The 17,353-nt window shown below is 53.2% G+C and carries 13 protein-coding genes; 3 read left to right on the top strand and 10 right to left on the bottom strand.

Annotated elements, in window-relative coordinates; all coding sequences use genetic code 11:
- Window positions 1-217 precede the first annotated feature (217 nt).
- Window positions 218-1,393 (bottom strand): class I SAM-dependent rRNA methyltransferase, encoded by a 1,176-nt coding sequence (locus tag LC073_RS04310; RefSeq protein ID WP_226643861.1) that lies wholly within the window; start codon window positions 1,391-1,393, stop codon window positions 218-220.
- A 394-nt stretch (window positions 1,394-1,787) separates the two neighbouring features.
- On the opposite strand from LC073_RS04310, the gene LC073_RS04305 reads away from it, so the two are divergent.
- The gene (locus tag LC073_RS04305) at window positions 1,788-2,774 is read left to right on the top strand and encodes a GlxA family transcriptional regulator (RefSeq protein ID WP_226643860.1); all 987 of its coding nucleotides are present in this window, start codon (window positions 1,788-1,790) and stop codon (window positions 2,772-2,774) included.
- A 334-nt stretch (window positions 2,775-3,108) separates the two neighbouring features.
- Window positions 3,109-3,417 carry a hypothetical protein gene (locus LC073_RS04300; protein ID WP_226643857.1) on the top strand — a complete coding sequence of 103 codons (309 nt, stop codon included), beginning with the start codon at window positions 3,109-3,111 and terminating at the stop codon, window positions 3,415-3,417.
- A 77-nt stretch (window positions 3,418-3,494) separates the two neighbouring features.
- On the opposite strand, the gene LC073_RS04295 is transcribed toward LC073_RS04300, so the two are convergent.
- From LC073_RS04295 to glyQ, 4 genes are all read right to left on the bottom strand, one after another.
- A complete protein-coding gene (locus LC073_RS04295) occupies window positions 3,495-6,476 on the bottom strand; it encodes a S8 family serine peptidase (RefSeq protein WP_226643854.1) in 2,982 nt (993 codons plus the stop codon).
- 353 nt (window positions 6,477-6,829) lie between these two features.
- Window positions 6,830-7,381 (bottom strand): D-glycero-beta-D-manno-heptose 1,7-bisphosphate 7-phosphatase, encoded by a 552-nt coding sequence (gmhB, locus tag LC073_RS04290; protein ID WP_226643851.1) that lies wholly within the window; start codon window positions 7,379-7,381, stop codon window positions 6,830-6,832.
- Window positions 7,382-7,435: 54 nt separating this feature from the next.
- Window positions 7,436-9,517 (bottom strand): glycine--tRNA ligase subunit beta, encoded by a 2,082-nt coding sequence (gene glyS / locus LC073_RS04285; protein WP_226643848.1) that lies wholly within the window; start codon window positions 9,515-9,517, stop codon window positions 7,436-7,438.
- The gene (gene glyQ / locus LC073_RS04280; protein WP_226643847.1) at window positions 9,517-10,473 is read right to left on the bottom strand and encodes a glycine--tRNA ligase subunit alpha; all 957 of its coding nucleotides are present in this window, start codon (window positions 10,471-10,473) and stop codon (window positions 9,517-9,519) included. Before glyQ ends, glyS begins: the two co-directional genes overlap by 1 nt.
- A gap of 157 nt (window positions 10,474-10,630) precedes the next feature.
- On the opposite strand from glyQ, the gene LC073_RS04275 reads away from it, so the two are divergent.
- Window positions 10,631-11,518 carry a lysophospholipid acyltransferase family protein gene (locus LC073_RS04275; RefSeq protein WP_226643845.1) on the top strand — a complete coding sequence of 296 codons (888 nt, stop codon included), beginning with the start codon at window positions 10,631-10,633 and terminating at the stop codon, window positions 11,516-11,518.
- A 55-nt stretch (window positions 11,519-11,573) separates the two neighbouring features.
- Here LC073_RS04275 and LC073_RS04270 read toward each other — a convergent pair whose 3' ends face one another.
- The 5 genes from LC073_RS04270 to LC073_RS04250 all read right to left on the bottom strand — a co-directional run bounded on the left by LC073_RS04270 (window position 11,574) and on the right by LC073_RS04250 (window position 17,313).
- The gene (locus LC073_RS04270) at window positions 11,574-12,761 is read right to left on the bottom strand and encodes an ABC transporter permease (RefSeq protein ID WP_226643843.1); all 1,188 of its coding nucleotides are present in this window, start codon (window positions 12,759-12,761) and stop codon (window positions 11,574-11,576) included.
- A 67-nt stretch (window positions 12,762-12,828) separates the two neighbouring features.
- Window positions 12,829-13,989 carry an ABC transporter permease gene (locus LC073_RS04265; RefSeq protein ID WP_226643841.1) on the bottom strand — a complete coding sequence of 387 codons (1,161 nt, stop codon included), beginning with the start codon at window positions 13,987-13,989 and terminating at the stop codon, window positions 12,829-12,831.
- Window positions 13,986-14,681: an ABC transporter ATP-binding protein gene (locus tag LC073_RS04260; protein WP_226643839.1), complete on the bottom strand. Its 696-nt coding sequence runs from the start codon at window positions 14,679-14,681 to the stop codon at window positions 13,986-13,988. The genes LC073_RS04265 and LC073_RS04260 overlap by 4 nt, the downstream gene beginning before the upstream one ends.
- A gap of 48 nt (window positions 14,682-14,729) precedes the next feature.
- On the bottom strand, window positions 14,730-15,764 hold the full coding sequence (locus tag LC073_RS04255; protein ID WP_226643837.1) for an efflux RND transporter periplasmic adaptor subunit: 1,035 nt from the start codon (window positions 15,762-15,764) through the stop codon (window positions 14,730-14,732).
- Between the two features lie 97 nt (window positions 15,765-15,861).
- Window positions 15,862-17,313, bottom strand: coding sequence for a TrkH family potassium uptake protein (locus tag LC073_RS04250; protein ID WP_226643834.1), 1,452 nt, complete (start codon window positions 17,311-17,313; stop codon window positions 15,862-15,864).
- Between the last annotated feature and the right edge of the window lie 40 nt (window positions 17,314-17,353).

Below are 17,353 nucleotides of genomic sequence, written 5' to 3'. Positions count from 1 at the left end.
CAGTCTCGAACAGTTGGGCAAATCCTAGTCAAAATGAGGGCCACATCCTAGAAGTCAGAGAAAATAGATTGTAAGCGCCAACTTACTTGATGACCAAAGGGTTGTAAGAAAGTAGTGGTTATTGGGTCAGGTAATATTGTTGATGCTATGTCGGAATCGACTCCCCGGGATAGAAATCCCGGGTCATCGAAGAAAGGTTGGTAAAACAGCTAGAGAGCTAGTTCAGGTGAACGAAGTGCGCCTTGAGATAATTGGTCTCCGGTATCGCTGGGTGCACAGGGTGGTCAGCGCCCTGGCCTCCGCTGGCGAGAATAGAGGCGCGGCGACCTAGTCGATGTGCTGCTCCGCGAATACAGTCGAGTAGTTCATCCGATTGTAGGTGCATAGAGCAGGAAGCACTTACTAACAGGCCACTCTTAGAGAGTAAACGCATAGCCAACTCATTTATATGGCGATAAGCGGCCAGGCCAGCCTTGTGATCCTTACGTCTTTTGATAAAAGCGGGGGGATCGAGCACGATGACGTCAAACTTTTCTCCCTCGGCCACCATAGCCTTGAGAATATCTAAGGCCTTGCCTTGAACAGTATCCAGTCTGTCGGCAAAGCTATTGTGCTGTGCATTCAGTTGGCACCAATCCAGGGCCTGCTGCGAGGCATCTACACACACAGCGTGGGAGGCCCCATTTGCCAGAGTCTGAATACCCCAGCCGCCGGCGTAGGAGAAAAGGTCTAACACACGTTTCCCTCGTACCCAGCGATTTAATAGGCGGCGATTTTCGCGATGATCGTAGAACCAACCAGTTTTCTGTCCCTGATGAACTGGTGCCAACAGCGGCACGCCGTTTTCCTCAAATGGCGCAAACTCGGGAACCTCACCGTAAGCAATCTGGTTAACCAAAGGCATATCTTCAACCGCGCGGCCCTGATGGTCGTTACGCAGAAGAATACCCCGGGGTTGAATAAGCTCGACTAACTTATCCACAACCACCTGTTGATAGCGGTCCACCCCCCAGTTGCTGACCTGCACCACCAGGTGGTCGCCAAAGCGATCAACCACCAGTCCAGGTAATGCATCTGAGTCTCCATACACCAGGCGGTAACTGGGATGGTCAAAGTAACGTTCCCGCTGGCTTAATGCGGTTTGTAGGCGCTCACCAATGTCATCTGCGGTGAAATCGTCCTTGCGGCTCAGCAGACGGGCACAAATCAATTGACTGGGGTTGACCCAGGCTGTGCCCAAAAGCTTGCCCTGGCTGTCGAGAATCTGGCACTGACTGCCCGGTTCCAATCCCTTCAACGGGGAGCGCTTGGTATCTACCTCATTGCTATAAATCCATAGATGGCCGCGCTTTAGACGGCGCTCAGCGCCGCGATTCAGTATTAATTCCGCCAATTGAAGGTCTCCGTAAGCTGGGTGAATAGCGGGGCAATTGTGCTCGGCACGATGGATAGGTCAAGGATTTCGACTTCTTGTGTATAAGTAATTCAAACAGCTAAGCAATCAGATCGCAGAGGATCTTGTACAAAGTGAAATTGTGAATAACCGGACAGATGTCATTTCTTTTGTGGATAACTCGGAAAATTCAGGGCAAACATTGCGCTAACTATTTCGTGAGGGGTAGATGGTGTGAGCAATAACATACACGAAAACAATAAAAGAATTTATATGATTAATAAATCGATAAAAAGAACAAAAGTCGGAAAAGGTTGGTTAAAAAGGAATTAAACGGCACAATTAATCGATAATGTATCATTTCTGCCTAATTGATATCGTGGAAATTCCTAAAATGAACCTCTCTCTGGATCAGTCTGTGCAAATAGCCATGTTTATATACCCGGGTGCCTCAGGCCTGGATGTGACTGGTCCTCTGGAAGTTTTTACGCTGGCTAATTACTTACTACACAAAGAGGGGCGTTATCGCTCAGATTTTTACCACATACAGCTGGTAGCAGAAAAAGCCGGACCGGTGCAGATGGGGACGGGAGTGAAGCTATACGCTGATATTGGCTATCGAGATGCCCAGGATATCCACACCCTGTTGATTAGTGGTGGGACACCGGGAAGTTACCAAGCGCTCTATGACAAGCCCGATGTTCTCAATTGGTTGTGTGTGCAAAAGCGAGTTGTTGAGCGGATGTGCTCAATTTGTAACGGCGCCCTAGTTCTGGCCAGGGCTGGGATCTTGAATGGCCACAGAGCAACGACACACTGGGCAAATGTGGATGAGTTACGGCAGTTCAAGGAGATTGAAGTTGACTCTGATGCTATCTATGTGAGCGATGGCCACATATATACCTCCGCAGGCATTACCGCCGGAATAGATCTCGCCTTGGCGCTGGTAGAGGATGATCATGGCCGCCATATGGCATTGGCAATCGCCAGACTGATGGTGCTTTACCTCAAGCGGGATGGTGGGCAGCAGCAATACAGCAGCTATCTGATGAACCAACAGCAGAGTGATCGCTTTGCCGGTTTGGTGGAATGGATCTATCAGAATCTGGATCAGTCCCTCACCGTGGAGAAATTAGCACTGCAAACCGCCATGAGCCCGCGCAATTTTGCCCGCTGTTTTCTCAAGGAACTGGGTGTGACCCCGGCGCGCTTTATTGAAAATATTCGCGTTGAAAAAGCCTGCCAGCTGCTATCAGAGCAAAATCTCTCCCAGGAGAGAGTGGCTTTCTTGTGCGGCTTTCAATCCCAGGAGCAATTGCGGCGTACATTTCGCAGACATAAGGGCATACTACCCAGTGAATTCCGTCGAAGATTTCATTAATTGAATAAAACTATCAAGGAAAACTCATCATCTATTGTGGAATAATATTATCTCGGATTTTGTCCTGCTTCTTTTTTAAAGAACTAAAATAATTTTTTCCCTTTAAAAATTTCATAATTTTTATTTCCTTGATTATTAAAAAATACTGATTTAACTAAAAAAATTCAGAGTAACGTTATGTTAAAAGGTATTTTTATATTGCTCTATCAGTGCAATGCCAGAATTAGTCGTAAGAGTGTCTCTTGTTTCAATAACTGCAATGTAATAAGCGTGTTAACGGTTAAACCTCACTGACCTGGTAAAGCTTGGCGCTCGCTATCTCGATGACAATTTTTTGGCTCCTGAAATTCGGGAAGTTTGTACCCCACAAAAGCTTGCTAACGGAGAGGTGAATGAGCAGCATTATGTGCTGGGTTGGCGGTACCGTGAGCAAGATATTCCATCTGTGGGAATAATGAGTCAGGCTAATCATGGTGGCGTCATCCACGGCAGTCAAAGCTGGCCGATGTTTATGCCGGATCACAACGTGTCAGTAGCAGTAAATATCAATCGTAAAACAAAAATTTATTGGGATTTTTGTCTTACCTCAATGGATATTGCTGAAGCTTTTCTTCGGCAACAGGATAAATTACGTTGTAAGTAAAAAACCGGCCAAGACTAATGTCTAGGCCGGTTTCTAAAAACTACTTCCCTTTGCCAATCGATGGAGGGAATGACTCTCTACTGGGTATTCACCATAATTTCGGTTTCGCTAAATACAGCCTCACCGTTACCGTGGCTGAGAATCCCCAGGGCACGGGTACCGGGAGTGAGGCCTATCCACTCTAGGTTGATAGTGCCACTGCCGTTTATTTGCGCCTGTGTAGGGGCTGTGAGCTGAGTATTGCCACTATTCCCATTCAGGTTGAAGTTAAACAAAGTGAATGGGGTGGGGCCCTCTGCAGAGGCGTAGTCCACCACATACACAGCGTATTGGCCTGCAGTGGGGTTGAGCAGGTCAACAGATTCGGCAGAGCTTGGTGAGCCGCTGGTACCTACTTGTGGAAAGTCGGGGCCGGGGCCGTAGACTTCTAAGTCCAGGTCATCATTGCCAATACCATCGCCCACATCTGCATCGAAAAGAGCTACCCGGGCCAACTCGGTACCCTCGGGAATATCGAAGAAAATCAGTTGCTTATCTCCGTCCTCAACGCTACTGGGGAAAGGTACGCCTTCAGCCAGGCCGTTGATATTCACCTGATAGTTGCCGTTATAGCCAAACTGGACAGGAAGGTTTACGGCGCCATCGCTGCCATCAGCGCTGACCTTCTGAACCGTGGATAGCGGAACCGGGCGTACGGCGATGGGACTGCGTACTTCTTGGCGTAAACCAACGGATTTCCAGCTCAGTTCTCCAAACACCCACTCGTTCATGGCCGCTTCCCCGGTAACCGTAAAGGTAACCTCAAACTCGGCGCTATCTCCCTCTCTAAGACGCAGGGTTCTGGGATTTACACTGACTTCAACACCTTCAGGTGCCTCTACAGAAGCCCAATACCATCTCTGGCCACGGCCGACACTGGTGATACGGCGCTTAATGGTTTGTTTACCGACCAATTCACCGATGCCGATTGATGGCAAATTGAGGTCGCTGGAATCCAGTGAATAGCCAGCGGAGGCCAGACCCTCACAGGTGGAGGCTTCTATAATTTGTGGCTGGTTTTCCGCGCCACAGAGAAAAGCCAGATAGTCGTTGAGACCGGCGTCATAGACCAGACCAGGGTCGAAAGCGGCAGCGGGTACTATGGCACCTGCGCCAATATCGAAGGGATCAGCGGCTTCGGGTCCGTAAGATTTTTGCAGGTCGGTGCGCGCCGTACTCATCAGCGCAGATTTGGCCATTGCCGGGCTCCAGTCCGGATGAGCCTGTTTTAACAGGGCCATAATACCGGCGACATGGGGGCTCGCCATGGAGGTGCCATTTTTGGATGCGAACAGGCTGCCGCCACTCAGTACTGGTGAAGTACCGGCGAGAATACCTACGCCCGGTGCCGCCACATCCGGCTTGATAATATCCGGCGCGCCCACGTTGTGGCCGCGGGAGGAGAAGCTGGCGATGCGGTCTTCGCGGGATATCTTCAGCTCTGGGTCGAGAGTACCCGTAACCCCAGCACTTTCAACCAGCATGGCGCCATCGGCATGGCGAATCATCACACCGGGGATAGTGGTGTTGGGCGCCGACATAGCAATCGGGTCCATTCGGTCCTCGGCGGTGCCGTCGTTGTATACAACTATTGCTACAGCGCCGGCGTCTGCGGCATTGTTGTATTTAGTACTGAAGGAGCAACCTCCGCGCTTCACCAGGGCGATTTTGCCTTCTACCGCCTCTGCATTTGTCAGCGCGGAACAGGCTTCCAATGGGGCACCGACGGCAAGGGGTGCCGAAAGCAGACCCGTATCTTCCATCGTTACCGGACCGGTGCCTTCACGGGCATCGTAGGTGCCAACAACCGCCTCAGGGGCATCCACCTGTAGGGCCGTGCCGAAGCTCTGGTCGTCCTCGGCGGCCGCTACCGCGGTAATCCAGGGGACACCAGAAGGCGTGCCCATCGTTTGTGGTCCGGGGCCATTGTTACCGGCGGAAGTAGCAACAAAAACGCCGGCATCGGCGGCAAACAGGAAGGCGATCTCATCAGCACCGGTGAAAACCGTACTGGAGCCTCCCACCGAGAAGTTGATGACATCCACACCGTCGGCCACGGCCTCGTCAATGGCCGCCATGGAGTCTGCCGAAGAGCAGCCACTATCGTCCGGGTCTGGGGCATCCCAGCAGACCTTATAAGCCGCGATGCGAGCTCGCGGTGCCATACCGGTTAGAGTCTTGCCATCCGGGGTGACCACACCGTAGTTCCCCGCGGCTGTGGTGGCGGTATGGGTGCCGTGTCCGTCGGCATCCCGTGCCGAGAGAAACTCATAATCCGCCAGGGTCTTGTTGGAAAGGAAGGCGTCCGAGAAAGACTTGGCCTTGATCAGCTTGTTGTTACAGGTAAAGGCGGCGTCATCTGGATTAAAGTCAGTGTTGCCGAACTCACAGCCCTCACCGATAAAGGATTCTGGCACCGGACCGTAGGAGATATTGGCACCGCGATTACCCTGCCGCGGCGTCGGTATATCCATCAGGCTCGGGTGTTCCGGGTGGATACCCGAGTCGATTACACCCACGACCACATCCTCCCCGGTAATACCCCAAAGCCAAGGGCTGGGTATCTTGGTCAGGCCGAGGAAATCTGCAGTGGAATCGGTGTGCATCTTCAGCAGCCGGTCTTCCCAGACACCTTTTACATCTTTATGACTGCGCAGTGCCTCGGCTTCCTTGTCACTCATAACCGCGGCAAAGCCGTTAAAAGCGGCCTTGTACTCGTGCACTTTGCGTGCGCCTGGCACGGCAGAGAGCACACGTTCACGGCGAGTTTTAAGGAAATCGGCGTGGTGACGATAACTGCTGCTGCGTGGGTCCGGTTTGCGGCGCACACTGGATTTAGCGCTGGAGAGGCCCGCGACTGCGCCAGAGTAAGCGGAAAGTGGTTCGCCATCGAGCTGTACGATATAGACCTTTTTACTCTGTTGGATTTTTGGGGTGTGAGTGTCTGCTACAGTGGCTGCGAAACTGCCGCCCGAGCACAGCAGGCCCGCAATGAGCGAGGCAATTATTTTTCTTTTCATTGAGTTGTCCCATTTTTTTATTTTTACAGGCGGGTAGAGATGGGAGAGAAAGTGCGCTGTTTTCCTTTGTCACTAACACCCAATAAGCCATCCTTAGTTTGGCAGAACTCGCTTTCACAGGGATAAAGCCGCCCGACCTGCCACTCGCTTTTAAAGTAATGTGTCGCAGGACTCAATGAACTGGCGTCAAAGTCATTGTTTTGTAGTGTTTTTGCAAACTGGCAAGAGCGAAAGAAAGATTAGTCACAAATGCAGGGAGGCTTGAGTGGAGCGGATCTGTGACGATGTACTTCACAGAAGTCAGTGAATGGCTCTTTAAATGTTGAGGGCTATAAAAGTGAAGGTTGGTGGGCTCAGGGGCCCACTAGAAATTGACTGAAACCGGCTAAGTTTTCAAACACCGCGGTTTCCGCCAGCTTTGGATCGGGGTTCTCAACCAGCTGTTGCAAAGTCTCGGTGCCTGCGCCGGTTTTTACCAGTACCGGCTTGCACCCTTTGCTTAGGGCAAGCTGTAAATCGGCCAGTTTATCGCCCAGCAGATAACAACCGTGCAGGCTGGTGTCGAATTCTGCTTCAATGGCATCAAGCAGGCCCGCCTGGGGTTTTCGGCAACGGCAATTGTCTTCAGGTCCATGAGGGCAATAGAAAATTGCAGCAATTTCACCGCCAGCATCCTCTACCTGAGAGCGCATATTGGCATGTATTGCCTCCAAGTCATCCAGGTCAAACTGGCCCAGAGCCAAGCCGCTCTGGTTGGTTGCGATAACCAATTGGTGGCCGGCCTGACTGAGCGCAGCCAGTGCCTCAATACTGCCAGGCAGGGGCTGCCACTCGTCTGCCGATTTCACGAACTGGTGGGGGTTTTGGTTGATGACCCCGTCGCGGCCGAGAATGATAATTGCCATGTTGATTCGCCTGTGTCGCTGAACCGGGGCACTATGCCCCGGTTCAAGTAGCCATTACTTGGCGGGAACCAACAGGGAAATGTCGGCAACTTCGAGGAACAGTGCGCGCAGTTGGGCCAGCAGGGCCAGACGGTTGTTGCGCAGTTGTTCGTCGTCGCTCATCACCATCACATGGTCGAAGAAGTTATCCACCGTTTCGCGAAGTCCCGCCAGACCGGCGAGGCCTTCGGCGAAGAGCGCATCGCTATACAGCGGTTCCACTTCAGTGCGGGCAACTTGTACTGCGGCGAACAGTGCCTTCTCCGCTTCCTCCTGCAGTAGTGCTTCATCGACACTGTTGGGCACGGCGGTATCCAGTTTGGCGAGAATATTGGAAACGCGCTTGTTCGCTGCTGCCAGGGCGCCGGATTCCGGTAGCTGGTTGAAGGCATTGACCGCGTGTACGCGGTTGTCGATATCCAGCGGGCGCGACAGCTTGCGCGCGGCAACCGACATAAATACCTCGGTAGCAATACCCTGGTCCTCGTAGCGGGCGCGGAAGCGGTCCAGTACGTATTGCAGGGTTTGCTCTACCACCTTGTCGTATTCGCCCAGGGCGGTGCGCGGGTAGTTGTCGCGGGCCAGTTCCAGCAGTTCGCGCAGGTCCAGGTCGAGACGCTTCTCTACCAGAATGCGAATAACGCCCAGGCTGGCGCGACGTAAGGCAAATGGATCGCGAGAGCCGCTGGGCGGCTGGCCGATACCGAAGATACCGACCAAAGTATCGAGGCGATCCGCCAGGGCGATAACGGTACCGGTGTCGCTGGCGGGCAGCTCATCGCCGGCAAACTTGGGCATGTACTGCTCGTACATAGCCTTGGCTACATCCAACGGCTCGCCGTCATTTTCGGCATAGTAGTAACCGGCGATGCCCTGCATATCGGCAAACTCGAACACCATCTCGGTAACCAGGTCCGACTTGCACAGGCGCCCGGCGCGCTCGGCCCAGTCGCCGTTACTGCCGGTTTTATCGGCAATGGTGCGCGCCAAAGCGGAGACCCGCTCGGTCTTGTCATAGACGCTGCCCAGGTGCTGTTGGAAAACGATTTGGCGCAATTTTTCACGACGCGATTCCAGGCTGGTCTTCTTGTCAGTCTCGAAGAAGAAGGCGGCATCCGCCAAGCGCGGGCGAATAACGCGTTCATTGCCGTGAATAACCTGGGCGGCGTCCTGGCTTTCGATATTGGACACAGTGATAAAGAAAGGCAGCAATTGGCCGTCTTCATCCACCACGTGGAAATACTTCTGGTGCTCCTTCATGGAGGAGATCAGGGCCTCTGCGGGCACGTCCAGGAAACGCTCTTCGAAGCGGCCGGTGAGGGCTACGGGCCACTCCACCAGTGCGGTGACTTCGTCGAGCAGATCGTCGTCGATGACAGCTTCACCATTGACGTTATTGGCCTCGGCGATCACCTGGGCGCGAATGGCTTCGCGGCGCTCGGCGAAGTCCGCCATGACGTAGCCGGGTTCACGCAATACTTGTGCGTAATCGTGGGCGGAGTGGATTTCCAATTCGCGATTGCAGTGGAAGCGGTGACCACGGCTGGTGTTACCGGCTTTTAAGCCGAGTACTTCGCCATCCACCACCTTGTTACCAAACAGCATGACCAGCCAGTGAACCGGGCGCACGAATTCCTCACGGCGCGCACCCCAGCGCATGCGCTTGGGAATGGGTAACTGAGCTAGTGCTTTCTCGACGATGTCTGCCAATAAGGTTTCGGTTTCAGCACCTTTTTGTTCGCTGATAAAAGCCAGGCGCTCGCCTTTGTCGGTTTCTTTGCGCCCCAGCTCCTCAAAGGTCACACCGTTGCTGCGAGCGAAACCTTCCGCGGCTTTACTGGGCTTGCCCTCTTTGTCGAAGGCGGCCTGAACTGCTGGACCCAACTTTTCAATTTGTTTGTCCTGCTGCTTGTCTTCCAGGCCGAAAACGGCTACTGCCAGGCGGCGCGGGGCTGCGTAGGATTTAACTTCGCCAAAAGACAACTCGGCGCCTTTGAGGCCTTGGGTAATGCCATCGGAGAAGGCGTTCATTAACTTGTGTAACGCCTTGGGTGGCAGCTCTTCGGTGCCCAGCTCTACCAGAAAATCCTGAGCCATTACTGCTTCTCCTCTTGCTCGATGTTTTCCGCCAGAATATCCGTACGCAGTGCCTCATCTGCCAGGGGGAAACCTAAGGCGCGGCGCGCATCGTAATAGGCTTGTGCCACGGCGCGGGCCAAAGTGCGCACACGCAGGATGTAGCGCTGGCGCTCGGTCACCGAGATGGCGTGGCGTGCGTCTAACAGGTTGAAGGCGTGGGAGGCTTTCATGACCTGCTCGTAAGCGGGTAGCGGCAGGCCCAGTTCGATCAGGCGCGTACTCTCGCGCTCACAGTGATCGAAGGTGGCGAACAGGAATTCCACATCGGCGTGTTCAAAGTTGTAGTGGGACATCTCCACTTCGTTCTGGTGGAAAACATCGCCGTAAGTAACGGGGCTGCCGTCCGGGTTGCGGGTCCATACCAGGTCGTAGATAGACTCGACCCCCTGCAGGTACATAGCGATACGCTCGAGACCGTAGGTGATCTCACCGGTTACCGGGTAGCACTCCAGACCGCCCACTTGCTGGAAGTAGGTAAACTGGGTGACTTCCATACCGTTCAGCCACACCTCCCAGCCGAGACCCCAGGCTCCCAAGGTTGGGGACTCCCAGTTATCTTCCACAAAGCGGATATCGTGAATGGCCGGGTCCACGCCCATGGCGCGCAGGCTGTCGAGATACAATTCCTGGATATTGTCTGGGGACGGCTTCATCACTACCTGGTATTGGTAGTAGTGCTGCAGGCGGTTGGGGTTCTCGCCGTAGCGGCCATCGGTGGGGCGGCGGCAGGGCTGCACATAGGCCGCATTCCAGTTTTCCGGGCCTATGGCGCGCAGGAAGGTGGCCGGATGAAAGGTGCCAGCGCCCACTTCCATATCCAGAGGCTGTAGAATGACGCACCCTTGGCGCGCCCAATAATCCTGCAGGGCAAAAATAAGTCCCTGGAAGGTACTGAGATCGTATTGCTTGGACACCGCTATCTCCGGATCAGTATCTGCTGTGGGCAAAGGGACGCAATTATAGCGGTAGCGGCTCCTGTGCTTAAAGCGCTATAGCCGCGTCGCGAGGTTTCAATGGCCATACTTGGGCAACACAGTCACTTTCAAGTGGCTTTTGTATAGGAAGTTGTGAGTGGATATTAAGGGGCGCCTTGCTGTTGGGGCACTGAAAATGATCGGCAAACTGCCGCTGCACTGGTCGCGGCGATTGGGTTGGTTTGCCGGCAAAATGGCAGTGTGGATTCGTTCCGAGGGCCTTCGTCTGAGCCGGATCAATCTCAAGCTTTGCTATCCGGCAATGGATCCCAAGCAGCGCGAAAAGCTGGCGAGAGAGAGCGTGATCAACACGGCCATAGCTGGTTTTGAGATGGCGTCACTGTGGAATACGCCCTGGGCCAAAAATGAAAATGCCATTGTACGGGTGCGCAACCAGCAGTTGCTCAATGCCGGCGAGGCGGAAGGGCGCGGTACCATCGTGTTGATGCCGCATACCGGCAACTGGGAAATATTTGGACTGTATGTGGGCACTTTGGCCCCCTGTGCTGTGCTTTATCAGCCACCCAAAATCGAAGCCCTGGACCCGGTAATTCGCAGCGGACGTGAAGTGACCGGCGGCAAGATGGTGCCCACCAATGTGCACGGCGTGCGGTCGCTGCTCAAATCTCTGAAGGCCGGTAATTTAGCCCTGATTCTGCCCGACCAGGAACCGGATATGGGCGGTGACTTTGCCCCATTTTTTGGACGCCCGGCCCTGACTATGACCCTGGTGCACAATCTCATACAGCGCACTCACTGCCATGTAGTTTTTGGATTTGGTAAGCGTGTAGAGGGCGGCTTTGAGCTGGTTTTTGTCCCTGCTGAAAAAGCGATTTACAGTGAAGAGCAAAAAGTATCCCTGGCGGCGATGAACCGTGGTGTGGAGGCCTGCATCGCCCAGGCGCCGGAGCAGTATCAGTGGGAATACAAGCGCTTCCGACGCCAGCCGGAAGGCAAGAGTAAAATCTACCGCAAACAAAAATAGGGGCCGTAGCGGCCCCTATTTCTATCGGTAACTAGAATAGGCAACGAGACGAGCTTTATGCCGCGTGGCGAAATGCCACAATTACCGGCATACGCGCGGCGCGCCAAGCGGGGAAAAAGCCACTGACAAAGCCGATCACCAGCGCCAGTATGGCACCTTGCAGGAAAAGATCCGGGGACATCTCAAAACTAAATACCACTTGGGTAAAACTGCCACCCAGTGTTGAAGTATTCAGGCCGTCGAAGAACAGGTAGGCAGCCAGGGAACCCAAAAGGCCACCGGCCACAGCCAGCACCATGGCCTCGGCGATAGTGCCGCAGAAGGCGGAGAAATTGCTAAAGCCGAGGGCGCGCAGTGTGGCAATTTCCTTGGCGCGGTCCGCTACAGAGGTGTACATGGTATTGAGCGCACCGGCCAGGGCGCCGAGGGCCATCACGGCACTGATGACCCAGCCAAAAGTGGCGATATATTGCAGCTGTTTGCCCTGGCTGGCGAAATACTCCCGCTCGGTCTGGGCATCCAGATTCAGGCGTGGTTCCCGCGCAATGGTTTGCTTAACCGATGCCAAGCCGCCGTCATTGTCCAGTTGCAGGCGAATCGATTGGTAACTGCTACCGCGGTTGTAATGACTCTGGATGGTTTTGATATCTGCCCACAGCTCACTCTCGAAAATATTGCCCCCTGTGGAAAAAACCCCGACGACTTTCCACAGGTTTTTGCCAAAGCGCACCTCGCTACCAATATCAAATCCACTGAACTCTCGCAGAACCCCCTCACCGACAATCATTTCATTGGTTCCTGGGACAAACATACGGCCTTCGGTTAAGCGCATATTGGTACGCATGGCCATGCCGGTTTCGTTGAGGCCGCGCAGGGGGATATTGGCCTCGGTGCCGCTGGACCTTTTGATGCCATCCACAATGACATACAGTTCCGGTGAAACCAGTGGGCCATTGGCATCTCGGGCCACTCCCGCGGACTCGGTAATTAGATTGACCTGATCCTGCAGGATCACCGAGTTGAGTTCGGTGGAGGAACCTTCGCGCATCAGGATGGCGATCTGGCTGGAGCCGGCACCGCGCATGGTTTCCTCGAAGCCTTTGGCCATGGCGAGAAAAGCCAGCAGAATCGCCACCACCACCGCCGAGGCCAGAACCATCGCCAGTGACATCCACAGGCGCCGGCGCAGGCTGCCCAGGTTCATCAGGGTTACTGAAATTATTTGTGCAATTAGAGAGCCCATGGGCTTCCCTCCGGTTGGGCTTTATCAATCGGGCGCTTTCTGTAGTGAGAGGCTCGATACAATGTTTTTAAGGCTGACGATTAAATGCCGAGACAATATTCAGACGCAGCGCGTTAAAGGCCGGTAATAGGCCGGTAATAATTCCCAGCAACAGCATAAAGAGCAGAGCTTGCAGCGCGATGTCGCCATCGAGAATCAAGTTGGGCAGGAAGCGGGCGAGGAAGGTTTTTACCCCTTCAACTAAAAGCCAGGCCGCGGCGAGTCCAGAGAGGCCGCCGATAAAGGCGATCAACAGGGATTCCGATAGTACCATGCGAAAAATACGCGCGCTGGAAAACCCCAGAGTTTTTAACACCGCGATCTCGCCTGTGCGCTCGCGAATCGCCAGGGCCATGGTGTTGCCGACCACAATCAGAATGGTGAAAAACGCGGTAAAAACGACCGAGAAAATAATCAGGCCGATATTGCCGATTTGCTCGATAAAGGCTTTATTAAAGGATTTTTCCGTGCTGGTATCGGTTTCACTTTGAGAATTGGCAAAACTGTCATCGATAGTTTTTGCCACTTTTTCATTGAGAGAGGGATCGTCCGTGGTGAGCGCCATCCAGCCGATCCAGTCATTGCCGAATGTCTGAGTTTCCATAAAATATTTGTAGTGAAATAACATCTGGCGGGTATCGTACTGCTCGGAATCCCCTTTAAAAATTCCGGAAACCACAAATTCCCAGGTGTAACCACCGTCTTTATGGGTAAATATATTCGAGGAAATGGGAATCCTGTCACCCACTTTCCATCCATAAATTTGTGCGAGTTTCTCACCCACCAGAGCGCCCTGTCGGTTATTAAACCAAGCCTGTTTTTGCTCTTCCGGAATCACTATTTCCTCGTAAACGCGCAGATAGGATTCTGGATCTACCGCAAGAGAGACAATTTGCCGGCTCTGTTCCTGATAATAACCACCAAACCAGTTCAGGTGGGTGACATCTTTTACTCCTTCCACCGCAGCGACTTTTTGAAAATAAGAGATGGGCAGCGATTGAGTGAAATTAATCCGGTTAAAAACCACCAGACGATTATCAGCAGATAACTCCACACTGGAATTGAGAGCGGTTTTTAAACTGGTAACGGCGCCAAAAATCAGAAAGGCGATAAAAATAGCAAAACAAGTGAGGAATAACCGTAGAGGTTTCCTTGTCATATTTTTATAAATTAAATAGAGATCGTTCATGCCACAATTTCCCTCTGCACAAATTTTCCCTTATCGAGATGCAGGGTGAGCTTGGCGTATTTGGCCGCGGCCGGGTCGTGGGTGACCATGACGATAGTCTTGCCGTGATCGCGGTTGAGCAATTGCAGCATCTCCAGAATTTCATCGGCGGTGGCGCGGTCCAGGTCACCAGTCGGCTCATCACACAGAATGAGTTTTGGATCAGAGACAATCGCGCGGGCAATGGCAACACGCTGCTGCTGACCGCCGGACATTTCACTGGACATATGTTTGGCTCGATCGCTCAGGCCCACCAGAGCGAGGGCGGTTTCCACATTTTTACGACGTTGCGCCTTGGAGAGTTTGGTCAGTAAGAGTGGGAGTTCCACATTGCGCTGTGCATTGAGCATCGGCATCAGATTGTAGAACTGGAAAATAAAGCCGATATTCTGTGCGCGCCAGCGGGTCAGGGCGCTCTCACTGAGGGAGTCTATACGGGTGCCATCAAACCAAATTTCCCCACTGGTAGGCTGATCGACACCGCCGAGCATATTTAACAGGGTGGTTTTTCCGGAGCCTGATGGCCCCATGATGGCGACAAAATCTCCGCGTTCAATACTCATATTGAGATCGTCAAATATAGAAATTTTCTCCTTACCTTTGACAAAACTCTTACCGACACCATTTAACTGAAACAACACATCTTCAGACATCTGTAATTTCCTTTTTTAAATGAATAATTAGAGCCGTAGTCTGTGCCGTTAAAACGCTACTTCCTCCCCGGCAAGAAAGCCAACCTTTACCCCCATATCCGGCAGGATACGCGAGTCCTTTTGATCGATGCCGATACGCACGCGCACGGTCGCCTTGGCGCGATCGGCGGTTGGAATGATCGCCACCACCGTGGCGGGAATATCCCATTCCGGGTAGGCATCTAAGTTCGCATTTACCTTTTGCCCAGTGGAGATGCGGCCGATAAATGCCTCGTTGACATCCACTTCAATCTCCAGAGAGTCCATGTCCACGATGGTACAGATACCGGTGCGGGTGAAACCGCCACCGGCGGAGCTGGGGGCGACAATTTCGCCGGGCTGGGCATTTTTCTGTGTGACGATACCGGCAAAGGGAGCGCGAATAGTGTGGTCCTCCAAGCGCTCACGCTGACGCTCAGCCTCCAGCTTGGCCACCTCAATATTTGCCCTGGCGCTTTTTAAATCCGCCCTCAAGCCTTCGACTGTGGATTCACTCTGGGTCAGTTGCGCTTTGCTGGAGTAATTTTTGTCGCGCAACCCGGCGAAACGTTGGTATTGACGCTCGGCCTCTTTTAATTTAGCGAGAATGCTGGCTTCCTGGGCCTGTAGTACCTGAATCTGCGCGCGGGCAAATGCCAGGCTGACGCGTGCCTTGACGTTATCCAGGCGGGCCAGCACCTGGCCTTCCTCTACCTGCATACCCTCCTCGACATCGACGCTGCTGATCAACCCCATTACTTCCGCGGATACCGTGGCCATGCGTCGCGCGGTGATATATCCGGAAGCGTTCAGCACCGTCTCCATGTGTGAGCCAGTGGAAGGGGTGGGTTGGGTAGCGTGTGTGTTGGCTAGGGCTGGGATTGGAGAAGAATTAGCGGATGGATCGTCGGCGAATAAGGAGGCGCCAAAAAAACCTATCAGCAGGCCAGCGACAGCGCCGGTTGAAGCTGCCAACAGGGTTTTCCGGGACGATGATGGCAATTCGGGAGCCGTATCCCGGTCAATTTTCAATTGACCGAGCAGCTCACTGGTGTTTCTGCTCATACAACCATGTTCTTATTCATTACTTCCTGTAAAGAACAACTGTGGCAGAAACTAAAAAATATTGCTATTCGATCTCGCCTGCAGTGGCGGCGTTTAATTAATGGCGCCAGAAGGCGGGGGTCAGCAGCACCAACAGGGTGAAAATTTCCAGGCGACCCATCAGCATAGCCAGGATCAGGAACCACTTGGCCACTTCATTGACGGAGCCGAAGTGGGAAGATGCACTGCCCAGGGCGGGACCGATATTGCTCATACACGAGGCAACAGTGGTCACCGAGGTGACAAAGTCTTCGCCGGTTGCGATGACAATAATAGAGAGAATAAAAAACGACAGCACATAGACCGCGAAGAAACCCCATATGGCATCAGTTACCCGGCTTGGGACTATCTTGCGGTTGATCTTGATGGGAATTACGGCATTGGCGTGAACCAGTCGGTTCAGCTCGCGCAGCCCCGACTTCATTATCAATAACCCACGTATGGCTTTGATGCCCCCGGAGGTGGAGCCGGCACAGGCGCCGAGAACGCCTAAGAGTAGCAGCGCATAGGGCAGAAAGACCGGCCAGGCGGCGAAATTTTCTGAGGCAAAACCGGCGGTAGTACTGATGGAAACCACCTGGAAAAAGCCGTGCAGGAAACTGTTGCCGGGGGAAAAGATTTGCAGATACCAAAGATAAAAGCTGATCAGCATCCCCGAACCGAGAAGCAATAAAATATAAAAGCGCAGTTCAGAATCGTACCAGTAGTGCTTGAGGGTTTTGTTGCGGAAGGCATAAAAATGAAGGCCGAAGTTGATCGCGGCAAGCAACATAAACACGATGCAGATCAACATGATTGCGCGGTTGTGGGCATAGAAACCCATACTGGCATCATGAGTGGAAAAGCCGCCATTTGCCACTGTGGAGAAGGCATGGCCGATGGCGTCGAATACCGTCATGCCAGCCCACCAGTAACCGAGACTGCACAGGATCGTGAGAATAAGATAAATCACAATCAATGCTCGCGCAGTTTCCGCAATGCGTGGTGTCAGCTTGGTGTCTTTTACCGGGCCGGGAATTTCAGTCTTATACAACTGCATCCCACCGATACCCAGCATGGGTAGGATCGCCAGGGCGATAACAATTACGCCGATGCCGCCAAACCACTGCAACTGTTGTCGGTAGTAGAGAATGGCGGGAGGCAGGGAATCCAGGCCGGTAATCACCGTAGCACCAGTGGTGGTGAGCCCGGAAATCGATTCAAAAATGGAGTCGGTAATACTCAGGTCCGGTAGGGGGCTGATAAAAAAGGGCAGTGAGCCGAAACTGCCGAGGATCAACCAGAAGAGCGAGGTCACCACAAAGCCGTCGCGGGTGCGCAAATCCTGGTGCAGGTCGTGTACTGGCAGCCACATAAAAAGACCCGTGATGAGGGTAATGGCAAAGGCCGATACAAAGGCGTAGTGGGTGCCATCCCCATACCACAGGGACACGCCAATAGGCGGCAGCAGTGTCAGACTGAATACCGTAAGGAGAATTCCAAAAACTCGCGCAATTACCGCAATTCGCATTGGCGCCTATCTGCCTGCTTTCTGTTGTAACAATGTAAGA

Source organism: Microbulbifer variabilis (genome assembly GCF_020524905.1).
GTDB lineage: Bacteria > Pseudomonadota > Gammaproteobacteria > Pseudomonadales > Cellvibrionaceae > Microbulbifer > Microbulbifer variabilis_A.
The sequence above is the reverse complement of the archived record's forward strand: the minus strand, read 5'-3'. Positions and strand labels throughout refer to the sequence as shown.